The organism is Agathobaculum ammoniilyticum, from assembly GCF_025567315.1.
In the GTDB taxonomy this organism is placed as follows: domain Bacteria; phylum Bacillota; class Clostridia; order Oscillospirales; family Butyricicoccaceae; genus Agathobaculum; species Agathobaculum ammoniilyticum.
Genome location: NZ_JAOQJE010000002.1, coordinates 19,952 through 45,417, shown reverse-complemented (window position 1 = coordinate 45,417; position 25,466 = coordinate 19,952). Strand labels below are relative to the sequence as shown.

The window sequence follows — 25,466 nt, the reverse complement described above, 5'->3', positions numbered from 1 at the left end:
AGAAAGCGGGGATATGATCAATGGATAGACAAATACTGGAGTATGTTACCGCCAAAACGCATGAACTGATGCAGGCGCCAACCTGCAGCAGCGAAACAAAAGCCGCTGCGCAAGCCTGGCTGTCTGCGGTCGGTACGGCTGCGGAAAAGGAGCAGACAGGCAAGTATGTTGAGGAGCTGGAAGCGGATATCATGCCGATCGATAACCTGATTGGATTTGCAGGGTCGGAACAAGGCGCGGCGTATTTCGGCGCGGATACTGCGGCCGGTATTGTGGCTCATGCCAAAGAGATAAAGGCGGCAGGAGCACAATATTGTGATTGCCCCGCGTGCGCGATTGTAGCGGACATCCTTGCGAAAAAGGAAGATATTTTAAAATAAGCGTTAATCGTTGGAAAAAAGCCGGAGAAAATCTCCGGCTTTTTTATTTTCCCGCGCTTTTTTGTGTACTGGCGCGTAGTCGTTCATCTTTCCACAGCCCCACCTGCGACAGCCCATAGATACAGGCTTGCAACACTGCAAAAGGGGCTGAACCGGCGGCGGTATTTCTCAAACAAACGGCGGTCGATCTTTCTGTGATGGTACACCATGCACAGCCCGCGCTGGATTGCTAGATCATCAAAGCTGAATACATCCGGTCGCTCCATACAGAACAGAAGGATCATTTCCGCGGTCCATGCGCCGATCCCCCTGAGGGAAGAAAGCGCGGCGACCGCCTCCGCATCCGACATATGCCAGACCTGTTCCAGATCAAACGCGCCATTTTGGACCTTGCGGGCAAAATCGAGGATATATTCCGCCTTGCGGAACCGGCGGATATGACGGTTTTCGCGTCAACTGTGCCGAGCGCTTCCCGCATCCGGTTCCAGATGGTAGTCTGGGCTTTGGTGGATATCTGCTGCCCGACAATGTGGTGGACAACTGCGGAAAACAGGTCGGGGTCGGTCTCACGGCGGATCGGACCGATTTGATCGATCAACGCGCCCAATCGGGCGTCTTTCTTTTTTAGATAATCCGTTTCCGCTTTGCCATATTGAAAATACAAGTGGCAGACACCTCATTTGCAGCAGGATCGTGCGGTTTACATATTGGTTCTATCATATTGCAGGATGGAAAACAAGGATAATGGATAGGTGGGGGAAGGACCGTCAATATGGCAATACCCTTTTTTAGTAGGATTTAACTATAGGTAGTTAAAGGATGTATAACAAGAAATAAGAATCTGATTTGTATAATGCTACAAAAAAACAGGTTATATGGGAAAAAACTTGCATATTCAATATATATAAATTAAAATATAATCAAATAATATCATATTACAATCAATAATACATAATAAAACGTATTTTTAATGGAATAATCTAAAATAATATATTTGGTTGCAAAAAATATTATATATAAAGAATAATAGAAAGGAAAGGATAAAAATGAGTGATAAAATAAAAATTGATCTTATATTTCAGGTTAGTATTTGCGTGAATGATATGGAAGCGGTAATGAAAAATTTTCGTGAACTATTTGATATAGATGAATCAACTTTGATTAAAAGATGTACAAAAGATTTTTATGACCGTGGTGAATTCGATGGGGCTAGATATCTTGGGAAGCACTGTGAATTTTATATAAAGTATTATCGGTTTGATTTGGGTGGAATCGACTTTGAAATCATTGAACCGTTGGATAAGAACTTAGGAAACCCATATTCAGATTTTCTGATCCAGAATGGTGGAAAGAATGGAATTCATCATATCGCATGTAAAATCCATGACAGGACGGTATTTATTCAAAAAATGGAACAAATGGGAATCCCACCGCTGACCTGTGGTACGATGGGCGCACCCATGCCGAATGGAGAAAAGAAAGATTTTTATTTTTACGATTTACGCGATCTGCTTGGAATTATTATTGAGGCCGGAAATATTGTTGTTGGTCCATTGGCCAACCATCCCCTTGCAGGAAATCCAGAAGGATATGTCGGAAACTGACGATAGGAGGATATAGATGACATATATGGATAGTAACAGGAAGCGAGTAGGGATTTGCGAATGGGTATTACCTTTTGTTGGTGTAGAGGCAATAGAATGTGCAGCCCGTATCGGCTTCGATTGCATACAAATTGCAGAGAGGGGAGGATCGGAGGCCGGTTATCCATTATCAGATCAACGAATTCAGGATGAATACCGCCGGGCAATCGATCATACAGGGCTACAAATCCATTCACTACATTTATGGACATTATGCAGGCAGGCCTGTATGATTCATCCCTTGGATAGTGCATGTGGAAGAGTTGGTTTGGAAAGCATATGTGAAGCTGTCAAGGCATGCTACGCACTGGAGATCCCACGTTTGATGCTTACATCCGGCTTCATGTGCCAGATAAAAAATGAAAGGGATTTTGTTCAGTTTTCTGAATCATTGCGCGCGGCGTGCGAAATTGCAGGGGAAAAGGATATTACGGTCGTATTTGAAAGCGCATTAGATGTTTGGGAAATCAAACGGATGTGTGATATAGTCGGCCCTTCCTTACGAATATGCTATGATATTTTTAATCCCATCCGATTCCATACCGCTGATCCCCGAGAGGAAATCAAACAGATCGGGTTAAATAAAATCGATCATTTTCACCTGAAGGATGGACCAGATAATTGTATCGGATGCACCCTGCTCGGGCAGGGCTGCGGACATTTTGATGAAGTTATGAACATCATTCAAACGCTTGGCTATCAGGGAAGCTACATTACGGAAAATTACTATACAGCTTCCCCGCTCTCCGAGCAAGATAACTTTGACGCACTTGCCCATATGGATTTGAAAACCATCCACAGAGCACTGCAACAACAGGTGCTATGACAAAAACAATCTTACACAGACGATATATGATGGCTTCATTGGATGTGATAGTGCTTTTATTTCAGGGTCTGCTGTTCTGGCTTGGCGGATATGTGCTTGTATTTCCAGCTTTTATTGGATATGGATTGCTTTCAATAGTATTTGGTATCATACCATATAAAAGCAGGCGACTGCTTTGAAGTGGCATGATGTTAGGCTGGAAACCGGTTTGTATTTTCAGAAACCGGCAGCTCCTCTGGAAAGAAAAAACAGATTGTCAGAAAAAGGATGTATCAGGCAAAAGATAATTGACATTACTTTCTTGTACTGTTAATATAAACATATACAGGATTTTAGACTTTTTTTGTCATTTTAAAGGGAAATAATAATAAAATAGAGGGGCTCATTATGAACATAGAAAAGCGGCGACAGGATATTATTCATTATTTAATGAAAAATGGTATTGTTTCCGTCAATCATTTGATCGAAATAATGAAAGAGTCTCCAGCAACAATCCGAAGAGACTTAACTTTTTTAGAGGAAAACGGATATATCAGCAGAAGCCGTGGCTATGCGAAATATATCCAGCCTGATATTGTCCACCAGATCAGGATAACGGATGGGCAGGTAGCGGTTGCCCGGGAAGCAGCAAAACTGATACCGGCAAATTCGACGATCTTTTTGGACTCCGGCGCTTCTGCTCTGGCATTGGCGCAGCAAATAACGAATCGTGATGATATTACGGTGATTACTAATTCACTGACCGCTGCTAATGTTTTGGCGGCAACCAACGTTACGACTTATGTGATCGGCGGATATCTGGAGGGAAGGCAGGAAGCTCTGGTTGGTCCGGAGGCGGAAAATTATATTCGTACAATGAAATTCCCTATTTTGTTTTTAACAACCACAGGTGTGCGGGGAACACAGGGGCTGGCTTGTGTTACACCGTTCCAAGCAAACCTGAAGAGTGCGTTGATTGAAGCTTCGGAAAAAGTTGTTGTACTCGCCGACGCAAAAAAGTTTGAAAAGGATTCGCTTCGTGTATTTGCAGACTTCAAAAATTTAGATATTATTATTGTGGATCAGCCCATCAGGAATCAGGCGCAGTTGATGGCCTTGGAAAAGAATCAGGTGGAATTGATTATTGCGGAACAATGAATACATATAGCTTTATGCTTTTGCAGTATAGGTTTTGAATAGAATCACAATAAAAAACTGGTTTGGGAACTATGTCCCAAACCAGTTTTTTATTGAAAGGTTAAGGCTGCAGGAGTATTTTTATGCCCTCACGGTTGCGCATCATATGGATGCCGCGCTCCCATTGTTCCAAGGGGAGGATATGCGTAATAAGCGGATCAAGCCGAAGCATGTTTTTAGAAAGAAGGCCAAGGCAATTTCTCCATGAGATGACATCATAGGCATGGTGGCCCTTCACAATCTGCGCGCGGTATGTTAAATCATTCAATGAAAAATTTAGTGGAGCAGTACTCGCGCCAACCTTAACAATGGTCCCATCCTTGCGCACACCAGAAATGGCCTGGAGGAGTACTGAGGGGGCTCCGGCACAGTCTATCGCTACATCAGCCCCTTCCACTCCACAAACCTCGTGGATGCGGGAAACAAAGTCCTCGGCATCCGATGCAATGAATTCAGTAACCCCCATTTCATATGCTACATCAAGCCGAAGCGCTTTATCAGCAGAAAGGCCAACCATTATGACATCCTTTGCGCCCATGATATGGCAGAACTGCGTCGCTAAAAGCCCGATTGGACCGGGGCCAAAAACAATTGCGCTTTCGCCCGGGCGTAAGCCGGATTCCTGAGCTACAGCTTTATAAGCATTACAGATAGGGTCCAGGATGGCAGCGTATTCATAAGGGACCCCATCAGGGATACGCATTAAAGCCCATTTATGGATACGAAGGATCTCTCCTGGTATTTTGACATATTTGGCAAAACCGCCATCCATGCCATAGCCAAGGGCAACTCGTTCCATACAGTTGAGGAATAACCCGCTGGTACAGGCATGGCATTTTCCGCAGACATGTCCTGTGTTATCGGAAACAACACGGTCGCCGGGCTTCCAATCGGATACCTGGCTGCCGACCTGCACTACAGTACCGGCAAATTCATGCCCGACAATGCAAATGCCTCCCTTTTCACCCCCATTAAAATATGTAGCAACATCAGAACCGCATATGGCAGCGTATTTGACCTCTATAATGACATCTTCCGGACCGCAGGTTGGATCCGGCATATCACGGAATTCATATTGCCTTGGCTCATAACCATACCGGTAGACAGCCTTCATTATAATCACTCCTTATTCTTTTATAATGAGGATAAAACACATTAATTGATTTTATAGTGATTGTAAAATTGATTATACGATAGATATAGGATATATTATTTCAAAAAGAAAGTCAAGAATAAAGCGGCGATGTACACACAAAACTACGAAAATGAATAAAATAATATCTATCTATTTGTGTTATATAACAAATAATTTATAGGATTTAAAATATAAGAAAAAAATAGTTGTGAAATGATCATAAAATGATTGATAAATATTTATATAATTTATCAATATTGACATATCAAGTGAGCGAATATATAATTGTGATCATAATAAAGCTGCAACAGAGCAGAAAAAGATTATAAAATAAGAGCAGAAAAAGATTATAAAATAAGAAATGCTGATTTTTTCTGTAGCGCAGCAAAATTAGGAGGATATTATGAAAAGGTTAGTCAGTACTATTTTAGCATTGTCCCTGATCTTTGCACTGGTTGGCTGTGGCAACAGCAACGATGATGTCTCCACTAGCTCTGATGGAAGCGAACTGACCACATTGCTCTATGGCGCACCCTCGACTGCAACCTCTGTAACGGTTTGGTATGCGCTGCAGCAGGGGTATTTTGAGGACTACGGCGTTGACCTCCAGATTACATTTTTCAACAGCGGTACTTCGATCAATGACGCGGCCCGCGCTGGGGAGATCGATTTGTATTCTCTTGGAAGCATGATGTCGACGACTGGCGCAACGACTTTTGGCTCCCAGCTGCTTTGCTATCTTGCCCCGGACAACGCGGCCTACCGTGTGTATGCGCGCAATGATTCCGAGATCATTACTTCGGGTCAGGGGCATATTGAAAAGTATCCGAATATTTATGGATCGGCGGATGCATGGAAAAACTCGACTGTGCTTTGGACCAAGGGCCAGTCCGGACACTATACGATCAATGCCATTCTTGAGATGCTGGGTCTGACAAGCGATGATGTGACCTCGATCGATATGGAGCAGAACCAGATCCCCGCAGCGTTTGCAGCTGGTGAGGGAGACGTTATGGTAGCAGGCATCCCCAACTGGAATGAATTTGAGGCGGATCCGGAGCACTATACAATGGTAGCTTCCCTGGATGAACTGTATCCGGATTATGATAATATCGCAACCATCATGGCCTGCCCAGATGCTCTGGAAAATAAACAGGAAGCGCTGAAAGGGTTTGCAAAGGGCGTCATGCGCGCGCAAAATGAGTTTGCAAACGATGATGACCTATTTAAAGAATGGATGTACATTTGGCAGAGCGAATATAACGTCGATGTTACCGAGGAGAGCGCAGCAAATGACTGTGCATTTTACAAGATGCCTACACTGGAATGGAGCCGTCAATATTTTGAGGGCGGCGAAGACAGCATCTGTGCCAATGGGTTTATGAAGATTGCAGAATTTATGAACTCTGTGGATCAGATGAGTGATGAGGTGTTTGCAGAATATAACGCTGATGATTATATTGCCGACGACATTATCCTTGCCGCGTTGGATGAGCTGGAGGCGGAACAAAGCTAACTCCTTGACCTGACGTGTGATATTAGGTAACGCTATGGATTGGTATATGGCTGCTTTCACCTACCTGTGCAAGCAGCCATATCTTTAAAAGGAGATCATTAGTAAATGCAAAAGAAGAAAAAGCTGAACCGGTATACGGTGATAAGCGTAATTTCGCTGATCGTTTTTTTTGTGGGATGGGAACTGATTGTCCGTCTGGGACTGGTGGACCCAGGCAAGCTTTCTGCACCGTCTTCAGTCATTGAGTTGTTTATCGAAAAGCTTAGTTCAGAATATCCGGACGGCGCCACCATTCAGGCGAATACCTGGGCGAGCCTGCGTATTGTTTTAGAAGGCTTTGCCATGGCTTGTATCATTGGTATCCCCCTTGGCCTGCTGATGGGATTCTTTGAGGGGGCAGAACGCTTTTTTCGCCCGATATTTGAAATGCTCCGTCCGATTCCAACGCTTGCATGGGTGCCGATCGTATTACTGATATTCGGGATTGGCGACAGCGGCAAGGTTTGCATTATTTTTATTGGTTCTATGGTTTCGCTGACAATCAATACATGGACGGGCATCAGAGGAACCAAAAAGGTGCTTTTGAATGTTGCACAGGTTGGAGGAGCCTCGCGGGCGCAGATGTTTTTCAGAGTGGGTATCCCATCTGCCATCCCCATGATTTTTACAGGCCTGCGCATTTCTCTCGGTATTGCTTTTGCTACGCTGGTAGCGGCTGAAATGGTTGCTGCAACGATTGGCTTGGGTTATATGATGAATCAGGGAAGAAAGCTGATGGATACAGACCTGATCTTCCTCGGTGTTGTGGTAATAGGTATCATCGGCTTCTTGATTAACTATGTGATGAGTATTCTGGAACGGAATATAGCGCCCTGGTCTACGGAGGAACCGAAATGAAGCAGTTAAAAAATTTAGAATTTTTCAGTAATTGGAAATGGATTCTCTCCATTATTTCCGTTGTTCTGTTTTTTATTGCCTGGCATATCTACGGACTCAATACCCGCGTACCGACACCGATTGAAACCGTCTCTATGCTGGTGGAAATGTTTGAGCGGAAAAGAGTAGGCAGCGCATCCCTTCTGGTCCATATTGGCGCGAGCATGAAGCGCATTACGCTAGGTTTTGTATTCTCATGTATTATAGGCATCGTACTCGGTGTACTTATGGGATGGTTCAAAACCTTCCGGGCGATTTTTCAGCCGATTTTTGAAATGATCCGTCCGGTGCCGGGTCTTGCGTGGATCCCATTATTTATCCTGTGGTTCGGGATTGGGGATAAAACAAACATCATCATGATCGTATTCGGTGCGTTTGTGCCGATCTGCCTCAATACTTACCATGGTATGACGCATGTTGACCCCACACTGATAAAGGCAGGCAAAATTTTGGGTGCCAACAATACAAACATGCTAAAGAATATCGTCCTTCCGGACAGTATTCCGGCTATTGTGGCAGGGATGAGAACCTCGCTAGGCAGTTGCTGGATGAGCGTTGTTGCGTCAGAGATGATCGTCGCCCGGTCGGGCCTCGGATATGTGATTTTATCTGCAATGGACAGTATGAATTATGAGATGGTCATGGCGACTATGATTCTGATAGCAGTTGGTTGTGCTGTATACAATTTTCTATTTACAAAACTGGAAAGGGTGTTATGTCCGTGGCTATACCTGAAACAAAAGTAGTTCTAAAAGACATTAAAAAGAGCTTTACGACCAAAAACGGTACTCTGCAAGTATTGGATGGTATCAGCCTGGAGGTACGCGAAAATGAATTCCTTGTTCTGTTTGGGCCAGGCCAATGCGGAAAAACCGTTTTGTTAAATGTTATGGCGCAGCTGGAGGAGCCGGATGCAGGACAGGTCATTTATTCTGATAATCGAAAGGTATATGGAAATATAGGCGTTGTATTTCAGCAGTATGCGATCTATCCCTGGAAAACCGTTCTGGAGAACGTGGAGATGAATGGAAAATTTAAAGGGGTTCCAAAGGAAAAGCGACGCAAGGAAGCAATGGAATACATTAAACTAGTGGGACTAGAGGGATTTGAGAAAAGTTATCCATCCCAGCTATCCGGAGGAATGAAGCAGCGAGTCGGTATCGCACGGGCCTATGCGACAAATTCTGACATTATTTTAATGGATGAACCCTTTGGCGCGCTCGATGCGCAAACGCGGTATCAAATGCAGGAAGAGATCCTGCGTATATGGCAGCAGAAAAAATGCACGATTGTATTTATCACCAATAATGTGGAGGAAGCGGTTACCTTGGGTGATCGGATTGTTTTGCTCAGCAATAAGCCCTGTCAAGTGGTGGAGGAGTTTGTTCCTGATCTGCCCCGTCCACGCAACAATATGGATCCGCGTTTTTTGGAACTGCGCAATGAAATTGCTTCCAAAGTGGATCTGGCGCTGTAATTCAGGTTCCTATTACTTTATCAATAGCTGGAGGTGCTTTTGTGAGCGAGGAAACCAAGGTTAAAGTCCGTAATTTAACAAAGAAATTTGGCGATCTGCTGGTTTTGGATAATGCTTCGTTTGATATAAAAAAGGGGGAATTTGTTTGCATTGTAGGTCCCACAGGATGTGGGAAAACTACCTTTTTAAACCTTCTGGTAAAGCTGATTGAACCGACCGCAGGGGAGATCCTGATTGATGGAGAGCCTGCAGACCCCAAAAAGCATAATTTGAGCTTTGTATTTCAAGAGCCATCTGCCTTTCCTTGGCTGACCGTAGAAAAAAATTTACGCTTTAATTTAGAGATCAAGCATTATTCAAAGGATGAAATTGATAAACGTGTTGCCCGGATGGCAAAATTACTCGGATTGGAGAAAGTAATGAACGCTTATCCAAGAGAACTATCTGCCAGCGCGCAGCAGCGCGTTGTCATTGGCAGAAGCTTTGCGATGTATCCAGACCTGCTGCTTATGGATGAGCCATACGGACAAATGGATATCAAAATGAGATACTATCTGGAGGATGAGGTCATCAAGCTTTGGAAAGAAACCGGAGCCACCGTTATATTTATTACCCACAATGTCGAGGAAGCCGTATATTTGGCACAACGCTGCCTGATTATGTCGCCCAAGCCTACAACAATCAAAGAGGAGGTAAATATTGATTTACCGTATCCTCGGAATGTTGCGGATGCACAGTTTATAGAATATCGTGAGCATATCACCGAAATGATCAAGTGGTGGTAAATATAAATGTTTGGATTTTTTAATATAACAATAAAAAAAATAGATTAACTCATAGAATAAATTCAATAAGTCTGTTTTGTTGATAGAAGTATGACTATAAAATTATTTATATACAAATTAATTAATCAATAATTGTATATAACGATGAAAAAACAAAAAAATATTGATTATTAATCAATAAAAGATTAAAATATAATCATAAAAATCTTTTTATAATCAAAAAGGAGAGGTTGAAATGAAAATTGCATTTGGTGTAGATCCTGGCGGACTGGAGCTTCGTGCTGGGGTACTGGAGCACCTGAGGGCTATGGGACATGAGGTTGTGGAAGTTGGAACAACAGATCAGGAGAATGTTGTCCCGTACATGATCGTGGGCAGAAACGTAGCGGAAAAAGTAACAGGCGGCGAATGTGATCGCGGTGTTGTGATGTGCGGAACAGGAATGGGGATCAGCATTGCAACAAATAAAAATAAAGGCGCTCGCTGTGCGTTGTGTGAAAGCTGGTATGCGGCACGCGAAAGCCGAATTGTAAATGACGCCAATATCATTGCATTGGGAGGAACGACGACCAGCCTTCGTATGGCATGCGAGATGATTGACGTTTTTATGAAAACAGAATGGGGGCAGGGTTTGCCGGAGTTCCGCGTACAGCGTATCAAAAATGGTGCTAAGGATCTTGCTACTTATGAAGACGAGCAGTTTGGCAAATAAAATACGGCAAAGCGGATAACAGGCGCTTTCGGCAGGGGAATGTAAACGGCTTCAGAAAATGACCGGAACGTAGCCGGAAAAGTCTTTGTTTTGAAGCCATGGTGGGCGAGGTAGCGTATGAAAAATGATGAGCGCAGGGAAAAAATATATGACATGCTGGTGCGGGAGGAAAAGATGTCGGTGAACGACATTATCCGCAGGGTCGGAGATTCACCCGCTACAATTCGTCGCGATTTGACGTTTCTGGAAAAGAACGGATATATTTTGCGCACGCACGGCTACGCCAAATATATCCAGCCTGAAATAGTACATATGAAGGAATTTTCAGCCGATAAAATTGCGATTGCCCGTGCGGCAGTCAAGCTGGTTGAGGAGGGGGACGCTCTGCTGCTCGATTCTGGTTTCTCAACCCTTGCGCTTGCCTATCAGATGGTTGGAATGAAAAACCTGTCCATTGTCACAAATTCCATCCCAGTCGCACATTTGTATTCAACGCATGGAGAAATACAGACCTATCTGACCGGCGGTTTTCTGCGGGTGCGGGAAGCCGCGCTGGTTGGAAGAGAAGTGGAGGAGTATGTAAGCCGGATTCATGTTTCTAAGCTGTTTTTATCCACAACCGGCGTGCGGGGGACGGAGGGACTGAGCTGCGTTACACCGTTTCAGGCCGAAGTCACGGGCGTTTATCCGTGCTGCGGACCAGGTAATCTTGTTGATTGAACACGGAAAATTTGACATTGACGCGCTTATGGTATTTGCGCGATTTGAGGAGATAGACTGCATCGTTACCTCCGAGCCGATCGCCTCCCCAGATCTTGCCACCCATTTGGATAAGCTGGGCGTTAAGGTGATCGTGGCAAAGTAAATAAAATCGAAAAGGAGAGGAAAGCACAGCATGAAGATGATGAAGGCGCTGGTCTATGAAAAGGCCGGCAGAGAAAACGCTTCTGTCAAGCTGGTTCCATATCCATCCTGCGGAGCGGATGACGTGATTATCAAGGTGATGGCGTGCGGCATCTGTAAATGGGCAGAGATCGGGCATGATACCACCGGCACCGGATTGGCGCGTTACCCTGTGATTAACGGGCATGAATTCGCAGGCTATGTGCAGGAGGTCGGGGAAAATGTTACGACATTCCAGCCCGGCGACCGAGTGACCGCGGATAATGCGGTTCCATGCGGCAAGTGCTGGTACTGCAAAAACGGGAAGGCGCTGTTCTGTGAAAACTTTGGCTCCCTCGGACATAACATCAATGGCGGTTTTGCCCAGTATCTGGTTATCCGTCAGGATAATGTTGTCAAGCTGCCTGACACCCTCTCCTTTGATGAAGCAAGTGTGGCCGAACCGGTTGCCTGTGCGATAGAAGCTCTCGATCGAGCGAATATTCGGCCGGGCGAGCAAGTTGTCGTCAGCGGTATGGGACCGCACGGCATCATCCTTGCACAGCTCTGCCATTTCTCCAACGCGATGCGGTCGGTCGCGGTCGGGCTGGTGCAATCAAGGTTGGACACTTTGGCAAGCTATGGTGTACCAACACTGCTGATTGACCGGAATGACCAGCAAGCTAACCTGAAAAAGCTGCGCGCGGCATTCCCAGATGGGATAGACTGCATCATTGATACTTCTGGCGCTTGGTCTATGGTGGAAACCCTTGTCAAGCTGCTTAAAAAAGGTGGCCGCATGATTCAGTATGGCAGCTATCATGCTGCTATTTCCCTGGAAAACCCGGCTCAATTCCTAAATAATTTGCATTATAATAACCAGAGCTATATTGGCGTAAGCTGCCAGGTCAATAATTTTCCGCGCGCGGTCGAATATATGGGGAGTGGTAAGTGCAATGTGAGCACACTTGTCACACATACCTTTTCGTTGGATGACTATTTCCACGCGCTGGACACCAATAAAACAGATAAATCCGCGCTTAAGGTGGTTATTCATCCAAATGGAGACCCAAACGCCCCATTCGTACCGGAGGCTTGAACGCGTATGAAAATGTATGTGCTGGATAACGGTGTGATCCGTATTATAAGTGACAACAAGGTAACAGGCGGAGGCACAGCGGATATACCGATCCACAGCTTTCTATTTGATACGCCGGAGGGATATGTACTGTTTGACACAGGATGCGATCCGGACGGCATGAGCGGCGCCTGGCCTGCGCATATGCAGGTGAACCCTTACATCGCGGGCGAAAACGGGTATGTGCAGGAACGGCTTGCACAACTCGGCCTTGCGTGTGACGATATCCGGTATGTGGTGGTGTCGCACCTGCACATCGATCATGCAGGTGGGTTGAAATTTTTTCCGAATGCCGAGGTAATCGTCAGTAGGACGGAACTCTGCAAAACTCTGCGTGATTATGTCCGCCGTGATTTCTCCGGCTTCCATATGCAGTCGGATATCGAAAGCTGGCTCAAGGCAGAAATCAGATGGAGGCCGGTGCCGGAGGATATAGAGGAATTTACTCTGTTGCCCGGGCTTCGTATCCTGAATTTTGGACCGGGCCACTCCTATGGCATGCTGGGAATCCTGGCAGAACTGGACAGCGGCGCGAAATATCTGCTGGCAGCGGATACTATCTATACAAAGGAGCACATCGGCCCACCGGTACAGATCGCCGGTATCGCATATGATGCCAAGGGTTATGTAAAAACCGTGGAGCGTATTGTCCAGCGTAGTCAAGACGAAGGGGCAGATATCCTGTTTGGCCATGATATGGAGCAGTTCCGCACGCTGACCAAATCAATGGAGGGCTATTATGATTGAAAGGTGGAGCAATATGCAGAACCAAGCAATGGTCATGACGGATGTACGCAAATTTGAGCTGTGCAACGTTTCCATGCCGGAGGTCGGCACAGACGAGCTGGGGATTGCGGTTAAGAGCGTTGGCATTTGCGGCTCAGACATGCATTTCTATGAGGGAAAGGCGTTTTCAATTTTCCCAAATTCGCTGCCGTTTGTTTTGGGGCATGAAGCGGCCGGCGTTGTGTACCAGGTCGGGGAAAATGTAAAGGATTTTCAGGTAGGAGACCGTGTAGCAATCGAGCCGGGTGTCCCCTGCGGAAAATGCGCGTTTTGTGAGAGCGGGCGTTATAATCTCTGTCCGGATGTTGTCTTTCTGGCAACGCCGCCGGTGGAGGGCGCGCTCAAACGCTACATTAAATATCCGGCATTCAAAACATACCGGCTGCCGGATAATCTGTCTATGACAGAAGGTGCGCTGCTGGAACCGCTTTCCGTCGGCATACACGCAGCACAGCGCAGCGGTGTAACGATTGGGAAAACGGTCGCTATATTGGGCGGCGGCTGTATTGGTCTATGCACGCTGCTTGCGGCAAAGGCTTGGGGCGCATCGCGCATTATCGTTTGCGATCTGTTTGACAGCCATCTGAATAAGGCGCTCGCACTCGGTGCGACCGACACGGTAAACTCAGGTACACAGAATACGGTCGAACAGATTATGAAACTGACCGGCGGGGCAGGAGTTGATATCGTTTTTGAAACAGCGGGCAGTCCGGTTACGGCAGCGCAGACCAGCCATATCGTTGGGCGCGGGGGAACGATTGTCATGGTCGGCAACATCATGCCGGACGTGCCGTTCAGCTTTCGCAATCTATATAAAAAAGAAGCAGAGGTGCGCGCGGTATTCCGCTACTGCAACACTTATCCTATCGCGCTTCAGGCCGTTGCATCAGGTCGGATTGATGTAAAGCGGATTGTTTCCGCCTCCTACCCGTTTGAACAGGCACAGCAGGCGTTTGATCATGCGGTGGATGACAAAGTGAACTGCGTCAAAGCGGTTATCACAATGGAATAGAGGATTATTTCAAATAAGGAAAGGACGAAAAACATGAGCAATGTAACAGAAATGAAAAGGCTGGCATATGAGATCCGTATTCATGTGCTAGATATGCTGGCCGAGCACTCGCACGGCCATGTCGGCGGCAGCTTGTCGATTGCGGACGCGATTGCGGTATTGTATGCCGGCGTGCTGCGGCATGATCCGAAAAATCCGCAGTGGGAGGATCGTGATTACCTGGTACTGTCCAAGGGGCACTGTGGGCCGGCACTGTATTCGGCGCTTGCGCTGCGCGGCTTTTTCCCGATGGACTGGTTGTATACGCTCAACCACCTGGGTACGCATCTTCCCAGCCATGTGGATAAAAATCTGACACCGGGCATCGATATGACGGCCGGTTCACTGGGACAGGGTGTTTCGTGCGCCTGCGGAATGGCAATGGGCCTCAAGCTTTCCGGAAAGAAGAACACGGTTTTCGCTATTATCGGTGATGGGGAAGCGCAGGAGGGACAGGTCTGGGAGACTATGCAAATCGCACCCGCACAAAAGCTGGATAATTTCATCATTATGCTGGATAACAACAAACAACAGCTTGATGATTTCACCGATACCATATGCCCGTTGGGCGACATGCGCCGGAAAGCAGAGGATTTCGGTTGGTTCGCACTTGATGTAGATGGCCATGATTGTGCCGCGATCGCGGATGCGGTCGCGCAGTGCCGCGCCGCCGGCAAGCCGGGTTTCATCAACCTGCGCACGGTTAAGGGCAAGGGCTGGCCGGAAAAGGAGGCCGTGAACGGTAACCACGGCGTTAAGGGCATGGATCATGCGATGGTCGCGGGCGCAATCGAGGCGCTCAAGGCCGAGCTGGCCGCGCTTTGAGATTGGAAAGAGGAGGAAAACAGGACATGATCAAGCTTGCAAAGGAAAATATTGTCGAGGAACTTGACCTCAAGGGCGCCTATATGGATGAGTTGCTCGCGCAGGCCGCGAAAAACGAAAATATCGTTGACGTGGAAGCCGATCTGGCCAACTGCATTAACGCGCCACAGTTTAAAGCAGCATATCCGGAGCGTTTTTTTGATATCGGCATCGCAGAGCAATCGCTAGCTTCGGTTTCCGCCGGGATGGCAGCAGTCGGCAAAATCCCATTCTGTCATTCATTTGCCGCGTTTGCGTCGCGCCGCATGTGCGACCAGAATTACATCTCCTGTGCTTATGCGCAGAACAACGTTAAAATCGTTGGATCCGATCCCGCAATCTCTGCAGGGGAAAACGGAGGCACGCATCAGGCGAACGAGGATCTGGCACTCATGCGGCCCATCGCGGGAATTACGATCCTTGAGCCGACCGATACAGTAATGATGAAATGGGCAGTCGATCAGGCAGCGAATACCGAGGGTGTGTTTTATCTTCGTGTCCAGCGCACGGGTAATATTAAAATCTATGAGGAAGGCTCTACGTTCGAGATCGGCAAGGCCAATGTAGTGGTTGAAGGTACGGATGTGACACTGATTGCGGAGGGCAACCTGATGTTGACGACCTGCATGGAAGCCGCGAAAAAGCTGATGGCAGAAGGCATCTCAGCCCGTGTCGTGGATATGTTCTGCATCAAGCCGATCGACAAGGTGTGCATCCTGAAATGCGCGGCCGAAACCGGTGCGATCGTAACCGCGGAAAACCATTCCATAATCGGCGGACTTGGTTCTGCAGTTGCAGAGGTATTGGCCGAGGGCGGCTGTGCTGCACCGCTGCGCCGTATCGGCATACAGGATCGCTTCGGAGAGGTCGCTACCACGCCCGAGCTACAGATCTGCATGAAAATGACTGCGGCCGACGTGGCGGCGGCGGCCAAGGACGCGATTTCAGCCAAAAAATAACCGGGGGTATGTCTCGTGAAGCCAGCCGCCTGCCCAAGACAGGGGCGGGCGGCTGGAACGATCATTGCCTTTCTGTAGGGGAGGAGATATCTATGCAGTTATTTTGTGTCAAGCCTAAAGTCCATTGTATTGATACATTTGCCGCGTTTGCAGCAGAGTTTGCACTTGGTCCGCGCGACCTGCTGCTGACCGAGACGTTTTTGTACGAACGGTTTATCAAAGCTGCGGGCCTGTCCTGCCCGATCATTCTCAAGGACAAATACGATGCGGGGGAACCGAAAGAGGAAACCGTAGATCAGATACTGGCCGATATGCAGCCGTTCCCAATCGACCGCGTGGTTGCAGTTGGTGGCGGCAGCGTGATCGACATTGCAAAGGTGCTGATCATTCGCGATGCCCGGCCGATAGGACGGATAATACGGGGAGAACAGCCCTTTGAAACGGATAAGCAGCTTATTATTCTGCCGACGACCTGCGGCACGGGCAGTGAGGTAACGTTTGGCGGCATTATCACAATGAAAGACACCGGCCTTAAAACCGCGATTATGGATGAACGCCTGAGCGCGGACCATGCGGTGTTGGTACCCGAACTGGTAGCGGAACTGCCGATTAAATTTTTCATTCACTGCTCGGTAGACGCGCTGGGACATTCGATGGAATCCTATGTATCCGCCGCGCGTGGTAATGAGATGGCGCGCGCGGTTGGGGCGCGGGCCGTGCAGTTGATCCTGAATGGCTACAGGCAGCTGATCGAAAAAGGTGCCGCGTATAAAGCGCTGCTGGCAAAGGATTTTATCCAGGCAAGCTGTCTGGCGGGCATGGCGGTGAATAATGGCGGCGCGGGTCCGGTACATGCATTGGCATATCCTCTGGGAGAAAAGTACAAAATAAGCCACGGTGAGTCTATCTACCAGTTTTTGACTGCCGTATTCTCCATGTATGACCAGATTAGGCCGGAGGGGGCGCTTGCCGAGTTGAAAGACATTGTAGAAAAGCCGCTACAGGAAGCGGGCTTTGCCGGGGAAGCACCTGTGTTTGAGCGTTTGGAGAAAATGCTGAACCAGCTGTATCCCAACCGTCCTTTGCGGGAAACGGGAATGACAGAGCAGGATATCAAGCCCTTTACCGAAAGCATTTTTGCCTCAAAGCAGCGTTTACTTGTAGCGAGCTATGTGCCATTCACCCGGGAACAGGCAGCTGAGATCTACCGCCGCCGTTTTTAAGCGGCAAAAGAAAAACTGAACAAAAGCCTTGTGACGATCAGAAAGGTGTGAATTGATTTATGAACAACACAGAACTCAAGGAACTACGGGTTACGGCGGCAAAATGCCGGCAAAAGATCCTCCGCATGTGCAAGGCGCATAAGGCGGGACACTTGGGCGGCGCGAATTCCTGTATTGATATCGTGACTGCGCTGTATTTCCATACAATGAAAGTAGATCCCAACAATCCGGAGCTGGAAGACCGCGACCGGTTCGTGCTTTCCGCAGGACACAAATGCCTTGCACAATATACCGCGCTGTGCCAAAAAGGCTTTTTTCCAGAGGACCTGCTGGATACTTATGGCTGTCTGAACTGCCGCATGCCCGGGCATCCAGATATGAAAAAGCTGCCCGGAATTGAAGCAAATACCGGCGCGCTGGGACATGGCCTGTCGATTGCCTGCGGTATGGCGCTGGCATTACGCGCAAAGGGGCTTGACTCCCGGGTTTTTACCATCTTAGGGGATGGTGAACTTGCCGAGGGGACGAACTGGGAGGGGGCAGCAATCGCCCACCATTATAAACTGGATAATCTGACTGCCATTGTCGATAACAACGGCCTACAGATTGGCGGAGATGTGACCCGCATCATGGATTTTTCACCGATTCGTGCGCATTTCGAGGGCTTTGGCTGGGTGGTTCGTGAGATCGACGGACACGACATGGCACAGATCGTGCAGATATTGGATGCGCTGCCGTTTGAAAAGGGAAGACCTTCGCTGATTATTGCGAAAACCATTAAAGGAAAGGGCTTTTCCAAGGCCGAAAATGTAGGGAAATACCATTTCTGGCTGCCGACTCCTGAGGAGATGGAGCTGGCGGAACAGGAAAATGCTGCAGAATTGGAGGCGCTTGAGAATGAGTAATCAGGTAAAGAGCTTTAAAAATGCGCTTAGTGACTGCATGATGGCGGCGGCGGAAAAGGACCCCAGCATTGTTCTGCTGTCCGCGGACAGCGGACCGAATTCCGGTTTTGGGCCGTTTATTGAAAAGTACCCTGACCGGTTTTATGAAATGGGTATTATGGAGGCCGGTGCGGAAAGTGTGGCCTCCGGTATGGCGACCTGCGGCCTGACGCCAATCTTTTGCGCCCCCGCCCCATTCGTCACTGGCCGACCGTATGAGTTTTTCCGCATCGATCTCGGCTATATGCACCAGAATGTTAAGGTGATCGGCCGGAATTGCGGCTTCAGCTATTCAGATCTGGGACCGACTCATTATGGACTGGATGATATTGCACTGGTACGGGCGATACCTGATGTGATGATTCTTGCACCGCAGGACGCCTATGAGCTGGAGGATTGTTTCCAGGCCATGCTGACCTATCGCGGGCCAGTCTATATGCGCGTTCACAATTCCGCGTTGCCGGTACCGGAAGTGCGCCGCCCTTTTGAACTGGGAAAAGCGGTCATTTACGAGGAAGGATCCGATATTTCGATTATTTCGACCGGAAACCTGACACCGAATGTACTGGAGGCTGTGGAACAGCTCAAAGCCTCCGGCCTGCGTCCGACAGTGGTGGGGATCCACACACTGCGGCCGATCGACCGTGATGCCATCCACAAAGCGGCAGAGACAGGAAAGATCGTCACGGTGGAGGAGCATTTTACCGTCGGTGGATTAGGCTCGATCGTGGCCGACATATGTGCAGAGGACTGTCCGGTCCGCATCAAACGCATCGGCGCTCCGCATATTTACACCAGCTCCGGCGAATATCCCGATATGGCGCAGCTATACGGCCTTGACGCGGCAAGCATTGCCCAAGCCGTGGCCGCCTTTGCGCAGGCATAAAAATACCCCCATCCGAAGCATTCGCTTCGGATGGGGGCATCCCTTTGGCGCAGGCTCAGCCGCGCTTTTTCTTTTCCGGCATGTTGTACTGACGGATCAGATAGCGCACATAGGTATTATTCTCGATCGAGCGCTCGCTCATGGTGCAGATCGCCTGCAAAAACTTGTTCATGTTCTGTGGCCTCCCTTGCGGTTTGATTTTTGGATGGTATTTATCATACGCGGTTTGAGAGGAGAAAACAAGACGATATTTAAACAAATAGCACAAAAGTAAATATATTAATTTGTATAATATGATGAAATATACGCTGTAAACCCGCATCTCCTGCCGCAGATCATATTGACTTCTGCGCCTGCATATGGTATGATAAAGCGCAATAAGGGAGTAGTCGGCACGGAGCGTTCCAGCCGTGCGGCAGGGCCAACATACTGGGGAGGACGCTCCTCTGGCTTTGCATGAAATGACGAGACTTATCTGTTCGAGGAGGCAGATGGGTCTTATTTTTTATGCTTTTCTGCCGCCCGTGTACGACAAGGAGGACAAGAAATGGGTTTGTTGGAGCTGTTCATTATCGCGGTGGGGCTGTCCATGGACGCGTTTGCGGTATCCATCTGCAAGGGGTTGAGCGTACGCACGCTCAGGCTGCGGCATGCGCTGGTCACGGGGCTGTATTTCGGCGGTTTCCAGATGCTCATGCCGCTGATCGGGTTCGCGCTCGGGGTGCGGTTCCAAACGCTGATTACCAGCGTGGATCATTGGATCGCGTTTGTGCTGCTGGCCCTGATCGGCGGCAACATGGTCCGCGAGTCGCGCGCGCAGGAGGAGGAAAGCCTGAGCGATTCCTTTTCCTTTGCCACAATGCTGCCGCTCGCGGTGGCGACCAGCATCGATGCGCTGGCCGTGGGCGTGACGTTCGCGTTTCTGCAGGTGGATATCGTGTCGGCGGTGTGCTTTATCGGGGCCACGACCTTTAGCCTGTCCTGCGCGGGCGTTAAGATAGGACACGTATTCGGGGCGAAGTATAAAGCCCGTGCGGAGCTGTTTGGCGGCGTTGTGCTGATCCTGATGGGGCTCAAGATCCTGCTTGAGCATCTGGGCGTGTTGGGGTAATGGTCGCCAAAACAGGAGAAAAGGACGCCGGAAGGCGTCCTTTTCTGCAAAAGCGGATCAGCGGTGGTCTTTGGGGATAGTGTACGCGGTCAGCCCGCGCGGGCAGCCGTTTTTCTCATAAAACGCCTGCGCCTCCGGCTGCGCGCCGAAGTACAGCATGGTCGGGGTATGCGCTTGGGCGAGCCGGAGCAGCCGGCTGCGGATCCCCCGCCTCTGGTGCGAGGGAAGGACGAGTAGCTCGGTGATGGTCCCAAAGTAATAACCGTCCGAAAGGATGCGCAGGCATCCCACAAGCGTCCCGCTGTCATACGCGGTGATATTGATGGTTTTGGATAACGCGGTCTGCGTCCGCTCCCGATCATATTCCCCCGGCCATACCGCATTGACGAAAGGGAGAAACACATCCGCGCGCAGCGTCCGGTCGTCCACCTTGTATTCCATATTCATCCTCCTCTTATCATATGGGAAAAAGGGCGCCTAAACAAGCGCCCTTTTTCCTGAAACCGGCTGCCGCCGTTATTCGCTGAGCAGCATGCGGTCGTTTTCGATATTGAACTTTTCCAGCAGGTCGCGCACGGTGAGGTTTTTCTTTTCCTCCCCGCGGATATCGACGATCACCTTGCCCGCGTCCATCATAATCAGGCGGTTGCCGTACTGGATCGCGTTTTTCATGTTGTGCGTGACCATCAGCGTGGTCAGGTTGTCGCGCGCGACAATCTCCTCGGTGAGCTGCAGCACCTTGTCTGCGGTCTTGGGGTCGAGCGCGGCGGTGTGCTCGTCGAGCAGCAGCAGATCGGGCTTCTGCAGCGTCGCCATCAGCAGCGTCAGCGCCTGGCGCTGCCCGCCGGACAGCAGGCCGACCTTGCTGGTCATGCGGTCCTCCAGCCCGAGGCCGAGCGTGGCGAGCTTTTCATGGTAGAGGGCGCGTTCCTCATTGGTAATGCCGTGGCCCAGGCCGCGCGACTTGCCGCGCCGGTAGGCCAGGGCGAGGTTTTCCTCAATGCCCATGGTGGCGGCCGTACCCATCATGGGGTCCTGAAATACACGGCCGAGGAAGCGCGCGCGCTTATGCTCGGGCAGGTTCGTGAGGTTGAAGCCGTTTAAGCGGATCAGGCCCGCGTCCACCGGATACACGCCCGCGATCAGGTTGAGCGTGGTGGACTTGCCCGCGCCGTTGCCGCCGATAACCGTGACGAAATCGCCGTTTTCCAGCGTCAAATCCAGGCCGTCGATGGCGCGCTTTTCGTTGACCGTACCCGCGTTGAACGTTTTATAGATGCCCTTCAGCTCAAGCATTGCCGTCCTCCTCCTTTTCCGTGCCGCCGGACTTGGCGACCGCCTTGGCCGCGCCCTTGAAGTATTTGTTCTTCCAGTAGGGGATGGCGAGGAAGACCGCCACGACCGCTGCGGTGATGAGCTTGAGGTCGTTGGTGTCCAGGCCGGCGGTCAGCACCACCTGGATGACCACATAGTAGATCACCGCGCCGAACGCCACGCCCAGCAGGCGCAGCGCGAAGTTGCGGAAAATGCGGCTGAACACGACCTCGCCAATGATGACCGCCGCCAGGCCGATAACGATCGCGCCGCGGCCGGCGTTGACATCCGCGAAGCCCTGGTACTGGCAGTACAGCGCGCTGGCCAGCGCGACCAGGCCGTTGGACAGCATCAGGCCGAGCACCTTGTTGAAATTGACGTTGATGCCCTGCGCGCGGCTCATGTTCGGGTTGGCGCCGGTGGCGCGGATAGCGCAGCCGAGCGAGGTGCCGAAGAACCAGTACAGCGCCGCAATCACGATCACGGTGAACACCCCCGCGACAAAGATTGGGTTTTCGAGGGTGAGCTGCTTGACGTTGCGCAGCGATACCAGCAGGTCATAATTGTTCGGGTTGATCGCCATGTTGGCCTTTTTATCCATGATGCGCAGGTTGATGGAGAACAGCGCAAGCTGCGTCAGGATACCGGCGAGGATCGCGGGTATGCCCATAAAGGTATGCAGGATACCGGTAATCAGGCCGGCCAGCATGCCCGCGATGAACGCGCACAGCAGCGCCACCCAGACGTTGACACCGCTCGTCATCAGCATGATGCACACCGCGCCGCCTGTGGCCATGGTGCCGTCTACCGTCAGGTCGGCCAGGTCGAGCACGCGGAACGTGATGAACACGCCGATCGCCATCAGGCCCCAGATCAAACCCTGTGCCGCCGCGCCGGGCAGCGCGGACAGCAGGTTGGAGAAGAATTCCACTTTGATTCCCCCAATAAGTAATCATCTGATAAAGTGCAAAAGCACATTACATATAGTATAACAAAAAAAAGCGGAAAAGCAAAGCCTTTTCCGCTTTTTTCGTCCGGTGGGTCGGGTTATTGGCCGATCGCCTCGTAGCCGTCCGGAATGGTGACGCCGAGCGTCTCGCAGTTGGCGGCGTTGTACATCTTGGTGAAGTTGGGCGCGGGTTCGATGGTCATTTCGCCCGGGTTCGCGTCGTTTACAAGGACTTCGAACGCCATCTCACCGGTGACCTCGCCCAGCTCGTAATAGTCGATGGACAGGGTCGCCACGCCGCAGCCCTCGCAGATGCCCTGCTCGCCCGCGATAACCGGCACGCCCGCTGGCAGGACCACGTTGGCGATCGCTTCCGTGCAGGAGGCGGCGGTGTTATCCGTGGGGATATAGATGACATCGCAGGCGGAAGCCGCGTTCTGGGTGACGGAGGCTACGTCATTCGAGTCGGTAAAGGCGTACTCGGTGCAGGTGTAGCCCATCTCCTCCAGGAAAGGCTTGATGGTGTCCACCTGGTAGCGGGAGTTCGGCTCGGCCGAGCAGAACAGCAGGCCCACGTTCTTTGCATCCGGAAACAGCTCCTGCAACATTTCGGCCTGCCCGTCAAGCGGGGCGAGGTCGGTCGTGCCGGAGATATTGGTTCCGCTGGTAGAGGTGCTGGTCCAGTTATCCACGCCGAGCGCGGTGCCGTAGTCCGAGATCGAGGTGCCGAGGATCGGGATATCCGCGGTCGCGGCCTGCGCGGCCTGCAGCGCAGGCGTTGCGTTGGCCATGATCAGGTCCACGCCCGAAGAAACAAAGCCGTTGACGATGGTGGAGCAGTTGGCCGAATCATTCGCGGCGTTCTGGTAAGCGTATTCGACCGAGCCGCCGGCCGCCTCAATCAGCTCTTTCAGTTTATCCTGAAAGCCCTGGGTTGCTGCGTCGAGCGCTTCATGCTGTACAAGCTGCACGATACCGACATTGTAATCGCCGGCCTGTGCGGCGGCATCGTCCCCGCTGCCGGTGTCCTGCGTCGTAGAATCAGTGTTGGAATTGCCGCAGGCAGCCATGGAAAGCGCCATCGCGCCGGCCATCAGTGCGGCGAGCAATCTCTTTTTCATGAGTAAACCCCTTTTCTGCATAAAATGCGTGTCAAAAACCGGTAAAGCCTGTTGACTTTTACAGTTTAGCAGTTAAAAGAGCATAAGTCAAGGCTGCAGGGCACATTTTTTTGCTGCGGTCGCGGCTGGCTGTCAACTTTTACAAGAATACCCTGCCAAATTGTAAATAAACTGTAAGTATTGACCGATAACGGTTGACCGAAAGGCCGCGGCATTATACAATAACAAAGGAATCAAACGGAGGAAAACCATATGAACATATCTTTTTTTCTCAAACCGAAAATAGAGGTTTCGTACCTGTTCGACGACTGTCCGGTGCGGCAGGCGCTTGACGATATGATGAAAAGCGGGTTTACCGCGATTCCGGTGATCGACCATAATGGGCGTTACATCGGCACGATCGGGGAAGGGGACTTCCTGCGCCTTCTGCTGCGCAAAACGCCTGAGCAGCTCGAAAAAATGACCGTGGGCGAGGTCGAGCGCCGTGTGCGGCACCGGTCGGTGAGCATCGACGCCAAAATGGAGGATATGGTGGATCTCGTAACCGCGCAGAACTTTGTGCCGGTCGCGGATGGACGCGGCATGTTCATCGGCATCGTCACGCGGCATGACGTGATCAAGCACCTGCGCGATACCTGCAGGGCGGAAAAAAACTGACGGAGGGGGAACATAATGGGAAGATCAGGCGGCGGCGGAGGCGGGTTCCGCGGCGGGGGCGGCTTTCGCGGCGGCGGACGGTCCTCCGGCGGTTTTTCCGGCGGCGGGGGACGCAGCGGCGGCAGCTTTGGCGGCGGCGGGTTCCACGGCGGCTTCGGCGGGTTCCGCACGGGACCGGTTATTATTCACAATTCGCGCCGCTACTACGGTGGAGGCGGGCCGAGCGGCGGGAACGGCGGCGGACGCGGTATGACGGTGCTGGTCGCCGTGATCGCCGTGCTGCTGTTTATCGGTGTTCTGCTGGCTTCGGGCGGTATTCCCTCAGGCGGCGGGGTGGCCAAGTCCACGGTGGAGCGGGAAAAGCTGCCCGCCTCGGCCGTGCAGGAGACCGGCTATTATACGGACGAGGGCGGTTGGTTTGGCAACGCCAACCGTCTGGAGGCCGGCATGAAGCAGTTTTATCGGGAAACGGGCGTGCAGCCCTACCTGTACCTGCTGCCAAACGGCGCGGTTACCTCGGTCAGCGAGCTGACCGAAAAAGCGGAGGAGCTGTATCCGCAGCTATTTCAGGATGAGGGGCATTTCCTGCTGGTGTTCTGCGACGACGGGCATGGCTCCTATAACTGCGGCTATACGGCCGGTAGCATGGCCAAGTCCGTGATGGACGACGAGGCGGTCGGCATCCTTGCCGACTATCTGGACCGGTATTACAGTGACTATTCGATTAGTGAGGAGGAGATTTTCTCCAACGCCTTTGCCAAAACCGGCGAGCGGATCATGACCGTGACCCGATCGCCCGTGGTGCCGGTGGCGGTCTGCGCCGCCGTGGTGGTCGTGGCGGTTCTGGTGTTCCTGACGCTCAAAAAGCGCCGCGAGCAGCGGGAGCGGGAGCAGAAGCGCACCGAGGAGATCCTGAAAACGCCGCTGGAAAAGTTCGAAGACCAGGAAGTTGAGGATCTGGCAAAGAAATATGAGGATAAACCATAAGCAAAAAG

At 50.5% G+C, this 25,466-nt stretch carries 29 protein-coding genes; 23 read left to right on the top strand and 6 right to left on the bottom strand.

Annotated elements, in window-relative coordinates; genetic code table 11:
* Window positions 1–20: 20 nt before the first annotated feature.
* Window positions 21–380 (top strand): molecular chaperone Hsp90, encoded by a 360-nt coding sequence (locus OCV66_RS02745; protein WP_107631347.1) that lies wholly within the window; start codon window positions 21–23, stop codon window positions 378–380.
* An 83-nt stretch (window positions 381–463) separates the two neighbouring features.
* Here the strand turns inward: OCV66_RS02745 and OCV66_RS15600 are convergent, their stop codons facing one another.
* The gene (locus OCV66_RS15600; protein ID WP_390125103.1) at window positions 464–730 is read right to left on the bottom strand and encodes a DNA-3-methyladenine glycosylase family protein; all 267 of its coding nucleotides are present in this window, start codon (window positions 728–730) and stop codon (window positions 464–466) included.
* A 696-nt stretch (window positions 731–1,426) separates the two neighbouring features.
* Here OCV66_RS15600 and OCV66_RS02735 point away from each other — a divergent pair.
* The 3 genes from OCV66_RS02735 (at window position 1,427) to OCV66_RS02725 (ending at window position 3,986) form a co-directional block, all read left to right on the top strand.
* Window positions 1,427–1,984 (top strand): VOC family protein, encoded by a 558-nt coding sequence (locus tag OCV66_RS02735; RefSeq protein WP_054326605.1) that lies wholly within the window; start codon window positions 1,427–1,429, stop codon window positions 1,982–1,984.
* Window positions 1,985–2,000: 16 nt separating this feature from the next.
* On the top strand, window positions 2,001–2,849 hold the full coding sequence (locus OCV66_RS02730; RefSeq protein WP_082396880.1) for a sugar phosphate isomerase/epimerase family protein: 849 nt from the start codon (window positions 2,001–2,003) through the stop codon (window positions 2,847–2,849).
* Window positions 2,850–3,236: 387 nt separating this feature from the next.
* Entirely contained in the window at window positions 3,237–3,986 is a 750-nt protein-coding gene (locus OCV66_RS02725) for a DeoR/GlpR family DNA-binding transcription regulator (protein WP_054326607.1), read from the top strand.
* 100 nt (window positions 3,987–4,086) lie between these two features.
* Here OCV66_RS02725 and OCV66_RS02720 read toward each other — a convergent pair whose 3' ends face one another.
* Complete coding sequence (locus OCV66_RS02720) at window positions 4,087–5,139, bottom strand: zinc-binding dehydrogenase (protein WP_054326608.1); 1,053 nt, start codon at window positions 5,137–5,139, stop codon at window positions 4,087–4,089.
* A 424-nt stretch (window positions 5,140–5,563) separates the two neighbouring features.
* Here OCV66_RS02720 and OCV66_RS02715 point away from each other — a divergent pair, with 424 nt between their 5' ends.
* From OCV66_RS02715 to OCV66_RS02635, 17 genes are all read left to right on the top strand, one after another.
* Entirely contained in the window at window positions 5,564–6,676 is a 1,113-nt protein-coding gene (locus OCV66_RS02715) for an ABC transporter substrate-binding protein (RefSeq protein ID WP_082396882.1), read from the top strand.
* Window positions 6,677–6,781: 105 nt separating this feature from the next.
* A complete protein-coding gene (locus OCV66_RS02710; RefSeq protein WP_147573751.1) occupies window positions 6,782–7,573 on the top strand; it encodes an ABC transporter permease in 792 nt (263 codons plus the stop codon).
* Complete coding sequence (locus OCV66_RS02705; protein WP_054326611.1) at window positions 7,570–8,358, top strand: ABC transporter permease; 789 nt, start codon at window positions 7,570–7,572, stop codon at window positions 8,356–8,358. The genes OCV66_RS02710 and OCV66_RS02705 overlap by 4 nt, the downstream gene beginning before the upstream one ends.
* The gene (locus OCV66_RS02700; RefSeq protein ID WP_054326612.1) at window positions 8,328–9,089 is read left to right on the top strand and encodes an ABC transporter ATP-binding protein; all 762 of its coding nucleotides are present in this window, start codon (window positions 8,328–8,330) and stop codon (window positions 9,087–9,089) included. Before OCV66_RS02705 ends, OCV66_RS02700 begins: the two co-directional genes overlap by 31 nt.
* A gap of 41 nt (window positions 9,090–9,130) precedes the next feature.
* Entirely contained in the window at window positions 9,131–9,874 is a 744-nt protein-coding gene (locus OCV66_RS02695) for an ABC transporter ATP-binding protein (RefSeq protein WP_054326613.1), read from the top strand.
* A 235-nt stretch (window positions 9,875–10,109) separates the two neighbouring features.
* The gene (locus tag OCV66_RS02690) at window positions 10,110–10,586 is read left to right on the top strand and encodes an RpiB/LacA/LacB family sugar-phosphate isomerase (protein WP_054326614.1); all 477 of its coding nucleotides are present in this window, start codon (window positions 10,110–10,112) and stop codon (window positions 10,584–10,586) included.
* Between the two features lie 117 nt (window positions 10,587–10,703).
* Window positions 10,704–11,306, top strand: coding sequence for a DeoR/GlpR family DNA-binding transcription regulator (locus OCV66_RS02685; protein WP_147573750.1), 603 nt, complete (start codon window positions 10,704–10,706; stop codon window positions 11,304–11,306).
* Window positions 11,299–11,451: a hypothetical protein gene (locus OCV66_RS02680; RefSeq protein WP_262563675.1), complete on the top strand. Its 153-nt coding sequence runs from the start codon at window positions 11,299–11,301 to the stop codon at window positions 11,449–11,451. The genes OCV66_RS02685 and OCV66_RS02680 overlap by 8 nt, the downstream gene beginning before the upstream one ends.
* A gap of 30 nt (window positions 11,452–11,481) precedes the next feature.
* On the top strand, window positions 11,482–12,567 hold the full coding sequence (locus OCV66_RS02675) for an alcohol dehydrogenase catalytic domain-containing protein (RefSeq protein ID WP_054326616.1): 1,086 nt from the start codon (window positions 11,482–11,484) through the stop codon (window positions 12,565–12,567).
* A 6-nt stretch (window positions 12,568–12,573) separates the two neighbouring features.
* Window positions 12,574–13,353: an N-acyl homoserine lactonase family protein gene (locus OCV66_RS02670; RefSeq protein WP_054326617.1), complete on the top strand. Its 780-nt coding sequence runs from the start codon at window positions 12,574–12,576 to the stop codon at window positions 13,351–13,353.
* A gap of 13 nt (window positions 13,354–13,366) precedes the next feature.
* Window positions 13,367–14,404 carry an NAD(P)-dependent alcohol dehydrogenase gene (locus OCV66_RS02665; protein WP_054326655.1) on the top strand — a complete coding sequence of 346 codons (1,038 nt, stop codon included), beginning with the start codon at window positions 13,367–13,369 and terminating at the stop codon, window positions 14,402–14,404.
* Between the two features lie 33 nt (window positions 14,405–14,437).
* A complete protein-coding gene (locus OCV66_RS02660; RefSeq protein WP_054326618.1) occupies window positions 14,438–15,268 on the top strand; it encodes a transketolase in 831 nt (276 codons plus the stop codon).
* Between the two features lie 26 nt (window positions 15,269–15,294).
* A complete protein-coding gene (locus tag OCV66_RS02655) occupies window positions 15,295–16,266 on the top strand; it encodes a transketolase family protein (RefSeq protein WP_054326619.1) in 972 nt (323 codons plus the stop codon).
* 92 nt (window positions 16,267–16,358) lie between these two features.
* The gene (locus OCV66_RS02650; protein WP_262563671.1) at window positions 16,359–17,489 is read left to right on the top strand and encodes an iron-containing alcohol dehydrogenase; all 1,131 of its coding nucleotides are present in this window, start codon (window positions 16,359–16,361) and stop codon (window positions 17,487–17,489) included.
* A 59-nt stretch (window positions 17,490–17,548) separates the two neighbouring features.
* Complete coding sequence (locus OCV66_RS02645) at window positions 17,549–18,394, top strand: transketolase (RefSeq protein ID WP_054326621.1); 846 nt, start codon at window positions 17,549–17,551, stop codon at window positions 18,392–18,394.
* Complete coding sequence (locus OCV66_RS02640) at window positions 18,387–19,319, top strand: transketolase family protein (RefSeq protein ID WP_054326622.1); 933 nt, start codon at window positions 18,387–18,389, stop codon at window positions 19,317–19,319. The genes OCV66_RS02645 and OCV66_RS02640 overlap by 8 nt, the downstream gene beginning before the upstream one ends.
* Window positions 19,320–19,866: 547 nt before the next feature.
* Window positions 19,867–20,430 carry a manganese efflux pump MntP gene (locus OCV66_RS02635; protein ID WP_054326623.1) on the top strand — a complete coding sequence of 188 codons (564 nt, stop codon included), beginning with the start codon at window positions 19,867–19,869 and terminating at the stop codon, window positions 20,428–20,430.
* Between the two features lie 57 nt (window positions 20,431–20,487).
* Here the strand turns inward: OCV66_RS02635 and OCV66_RS02630 are convergent, their stop codons facing one another.
* From OCV66_RS02630 to OCV66_RS02615, 4 genes are all read right to left on the bottom strand, one after another.
* On the bottom strand, window positions 20,488–20,871 hold the full coding sequence (locus tag OCV66_RS02630) for a GNAT family N-acetyltransferase (protein WP_054326624.1): 384 nt from the start codon (window positions 20,869–20,871) through the stop codon (window positions 20,488–20,490).
* 75 nt (window positions 20,872–20,946) lie between these two features.
* On the bottom strand, window positions 20,947–21,726 hold the full coding sequence (locus OCV66_RS02625; RefSeq protein WP_107631334.1) for an ABC transporter ATP-binding protein: 780 nt from the start codon (window positions 21,724–21,726) through the stop codon (window positions 20,947–20,949).
* The gene (locus OCV66_RS02620) at window positions 21,719–22,675 is read right to left on the bottom strand and encodes an ABC transporter permease (RefSeq protein WP_147573748.1); all 957 of its coding nucleotides are present in this window, start codon (window positions 22,673–22,675) and stop codon (window positions 21,719–21,721) included. The genes OCV66_RS02625 and OCV66_RS02620 overlap by 8 nt, the downstream gene beginning before the upstream one ends.
* A gap of 116 nt (window positions 22,676–22,791) precedes the next feature.
* The gene (locus OCV66_RS02615) at window positions 22,792–23,814 is read right to left on the bottom strand and encodes an ABC transporter substrate-binding protein (protein WP_054326627.1); all 1,023 of its coding nucleotides are present in this window, start codon (window positions 23,812–23,814) and stop codon (window positions 22,792–22,794) included.
* 252 nt (window positions 23,815–24,066) lie between these two features.
* Between OCV66_RS02615 and OCV66_RS02610 the strand changes: the two genes are divergently transcribed.
* Together OCV66_RS02610 and OCV66_RS02605 are read left to right on the top strand one after the other, a co-directional pair.
* Complete coding sequence (locus OCV66_RS02610; protein WP_107631332.1) at window positions 24,067–24,471, top strand: CBS domain-containing protein; 405 nt, start codon at window positions 24,067–24,069, stop codon at window positions 24,469–24,471.
* A 15-nt stretch (window positions 24,472–24,486) separates the two neighbouring features.
* Entirely contained in the window at window positions 24,487–25,458 is a 972-nt protein-coding gene (locus OCV66_RS02605; protein WP_153802376.1) for a hypothetical protein, read from the top strand.
* The last annotated feature ends 8 nt before the right edge of the window (window positions 25,459–25,466 follow it).

Bases quoted from the DNA above. Each gene is read 5' to 3' on its own strand.
- OCV66_RS02630 (WP_054326624.1), bottom strand. From the start codon at position 20,871: ATGGAATACAAGGTGGACGACCGGACGCTGCGCGCGGATGTGTTTCTC.
- OCV66_RS02720 (WP_054326608.1), bottom strand. From the start codon at position 5,139: ATGAAGGCTGTCTACCGGTATGGTTATGAGCCAAGGCAATATGAATTC.
- OCV66_RS02700 (WP_054326612.1), top strand. From the start codon at position 8,328: ATGTCCGTGGCTATACCTGAAACAAAAGTAGTTCTAAAAGACATTAAA.
- OCV66_RS02710 (WP_147573751.1), top strand. From the start codon at position 6,782: ATGCAAAAGAAGAAAAAGCTGAACCGGTATACGGTGATAAGCGTAATT.
- OCV66_RS02650 (WP_262563671.1), top strand. From the start codon at position 16,359: ATGCAGTTATTTTGTGTCAAGCCTAAAGTCCATTGTATTGATACATTT.
- OCV66_RS02725 (WP_054326607.1), top strand. From the start codon at position 3,237: ATGAACATAGAAAAGCGGCGACAGGATATTATTCATTATTTAATGAAA.
- OCV66_RS02735 (WP_054326605.1), top strand. From the start codon at position 1,427: ATGAGTGATAAAATAAAAATTGATCTTATATTTCAGGTTAGTATTTGC.
- OCV66_RS02690 (WP_054326614.1), top strand. From the start codon at position 10,110: ATGAAAATTGCATTTGGTGTAGATCCTGGCGGACTGGAGCTTCGTGCT.
- OCV66_RS02655 (WP_054326619.1), top strand. From the start codon at position 15,295: ATGATCAAGCTTGCAAAGGAAAATATTGTCGAGGAACTTGACCTCAAG.
- OCV66_RS02715 (WP_082396882.1), top strand. From the start codon at position 5,564: ATGAAAAGGTTAGTCAGTACTATTTTAGCATTGTCCCTGATCTTTGCA.
- OCV66_RS02660 (WP_054326618.1), top strand. From the start codon at position 14,438: ATGAGCAATGTAACAGAAATGAAAAGGCTGGCATATGAGATCCGTATT.
- OCV66_RS02730 (WP_082396880.1), top strand. From the start codon at position 2,001: ATGACATATATGGATAGTAACAGGAAGCGAGTAGGGATTTGCGAATGG.
- OCV66_RS02745 (WP_107631347.1), top strand. From the start codon at position 21: ATGGATAGACAAATACTGGAGTATGTTACCGCCAAAACGCATGAACTG.
- OCV66_RS02705 (WP_054326611.1), top strand. From the start codon at position 7,570: ATGAAGCAGTTAAAAAATTTAGAATTTTTCAGTAATTGGAAATGGATT.
- OCV66_RS02670 (WP_054326617.1), top strand. From the start codon at position 12,574: ATGAAAATGTATGTGCTGGATAACGGTGTGATCCGTATTATAAGTGAC.
- OCV66_RS02635 (WP_054326623.1), top strand. From the start codon at position 19,867: ATGGGTTTGTTGGAGCTGTTCATTATCGCGGTGGGGCTGTCCATGGAC.
- OCV66_RS02645 (WP_054326621.1), top strand. From the start codon at position 17,549: ATGAACAACACAGAACTCAAGGAACTACGGGTTACGGCGGCAAAATGC.
- OCV66_RS02615 (WP_054326627.1), bottom strand. From the start codon at position 23,814: ATGAAAAAGAGATTGCTCGCCGCACTGATGGCCGGCGCGATGGCGCTT.
- OCV66_RS15600 (WP_390125103.1), bottom strand. From the start codon at position 730: ATGTCGGATGCGGAGGCGGTCGCCGCGCTTTCTTCCCTCAGGGGGATC.
- OCV66_RS02610 (WP_107631332.1), top strand. From the start codon at position 24,067: ATGAACATATCTTTTTTTCTCAAACCGAAAATAGAGGTTTCGTACCTG.
- OCV66_RS02605 (WP_153802376.1), top strand. From the start codon at position 24,487: ATGGGAAGATCAGGCGGCGGCGGAGGCGGGTTCCGCGGCGGGGGCGGC.
- OCV66_RS02665 (WP_054326655.1), top strand. From the start codon at position 13,367: ATGCAGAACCAAGCAATGGTCATGACGGATGTACGCAAATTTGAGCTG.
- OCV66_RS02640 (WP_054326622.1), top strand. From the start codon at position 18,387: ATGAGTAATCAGGTAAAGAGCTTTAAAAATGCGCTTAGTGACTGCATG.
- OCV66_RS02675 (WP_054326616.1), top strand. From the start codon at position 11,482: ATGAAGATGATGAAGGCGCTGGTCTATGAAAAGGCCGGCAGAGAAAAC.
- OCV66_RS02685 (WP_147573750.1), top strand. From the start codon at position 10,704: ATGAAAAATGATGAGCGCAGGGAAAAAATATATGACATGCTGGTGCGG.
- OCV66_RS02625 (WP_107631334.1), bottom strand. From the start codon at position 21,726: ATGCTTGAGCTGAAGGGCATCTATAAAACGTTCAACGCGGGTACGGTC.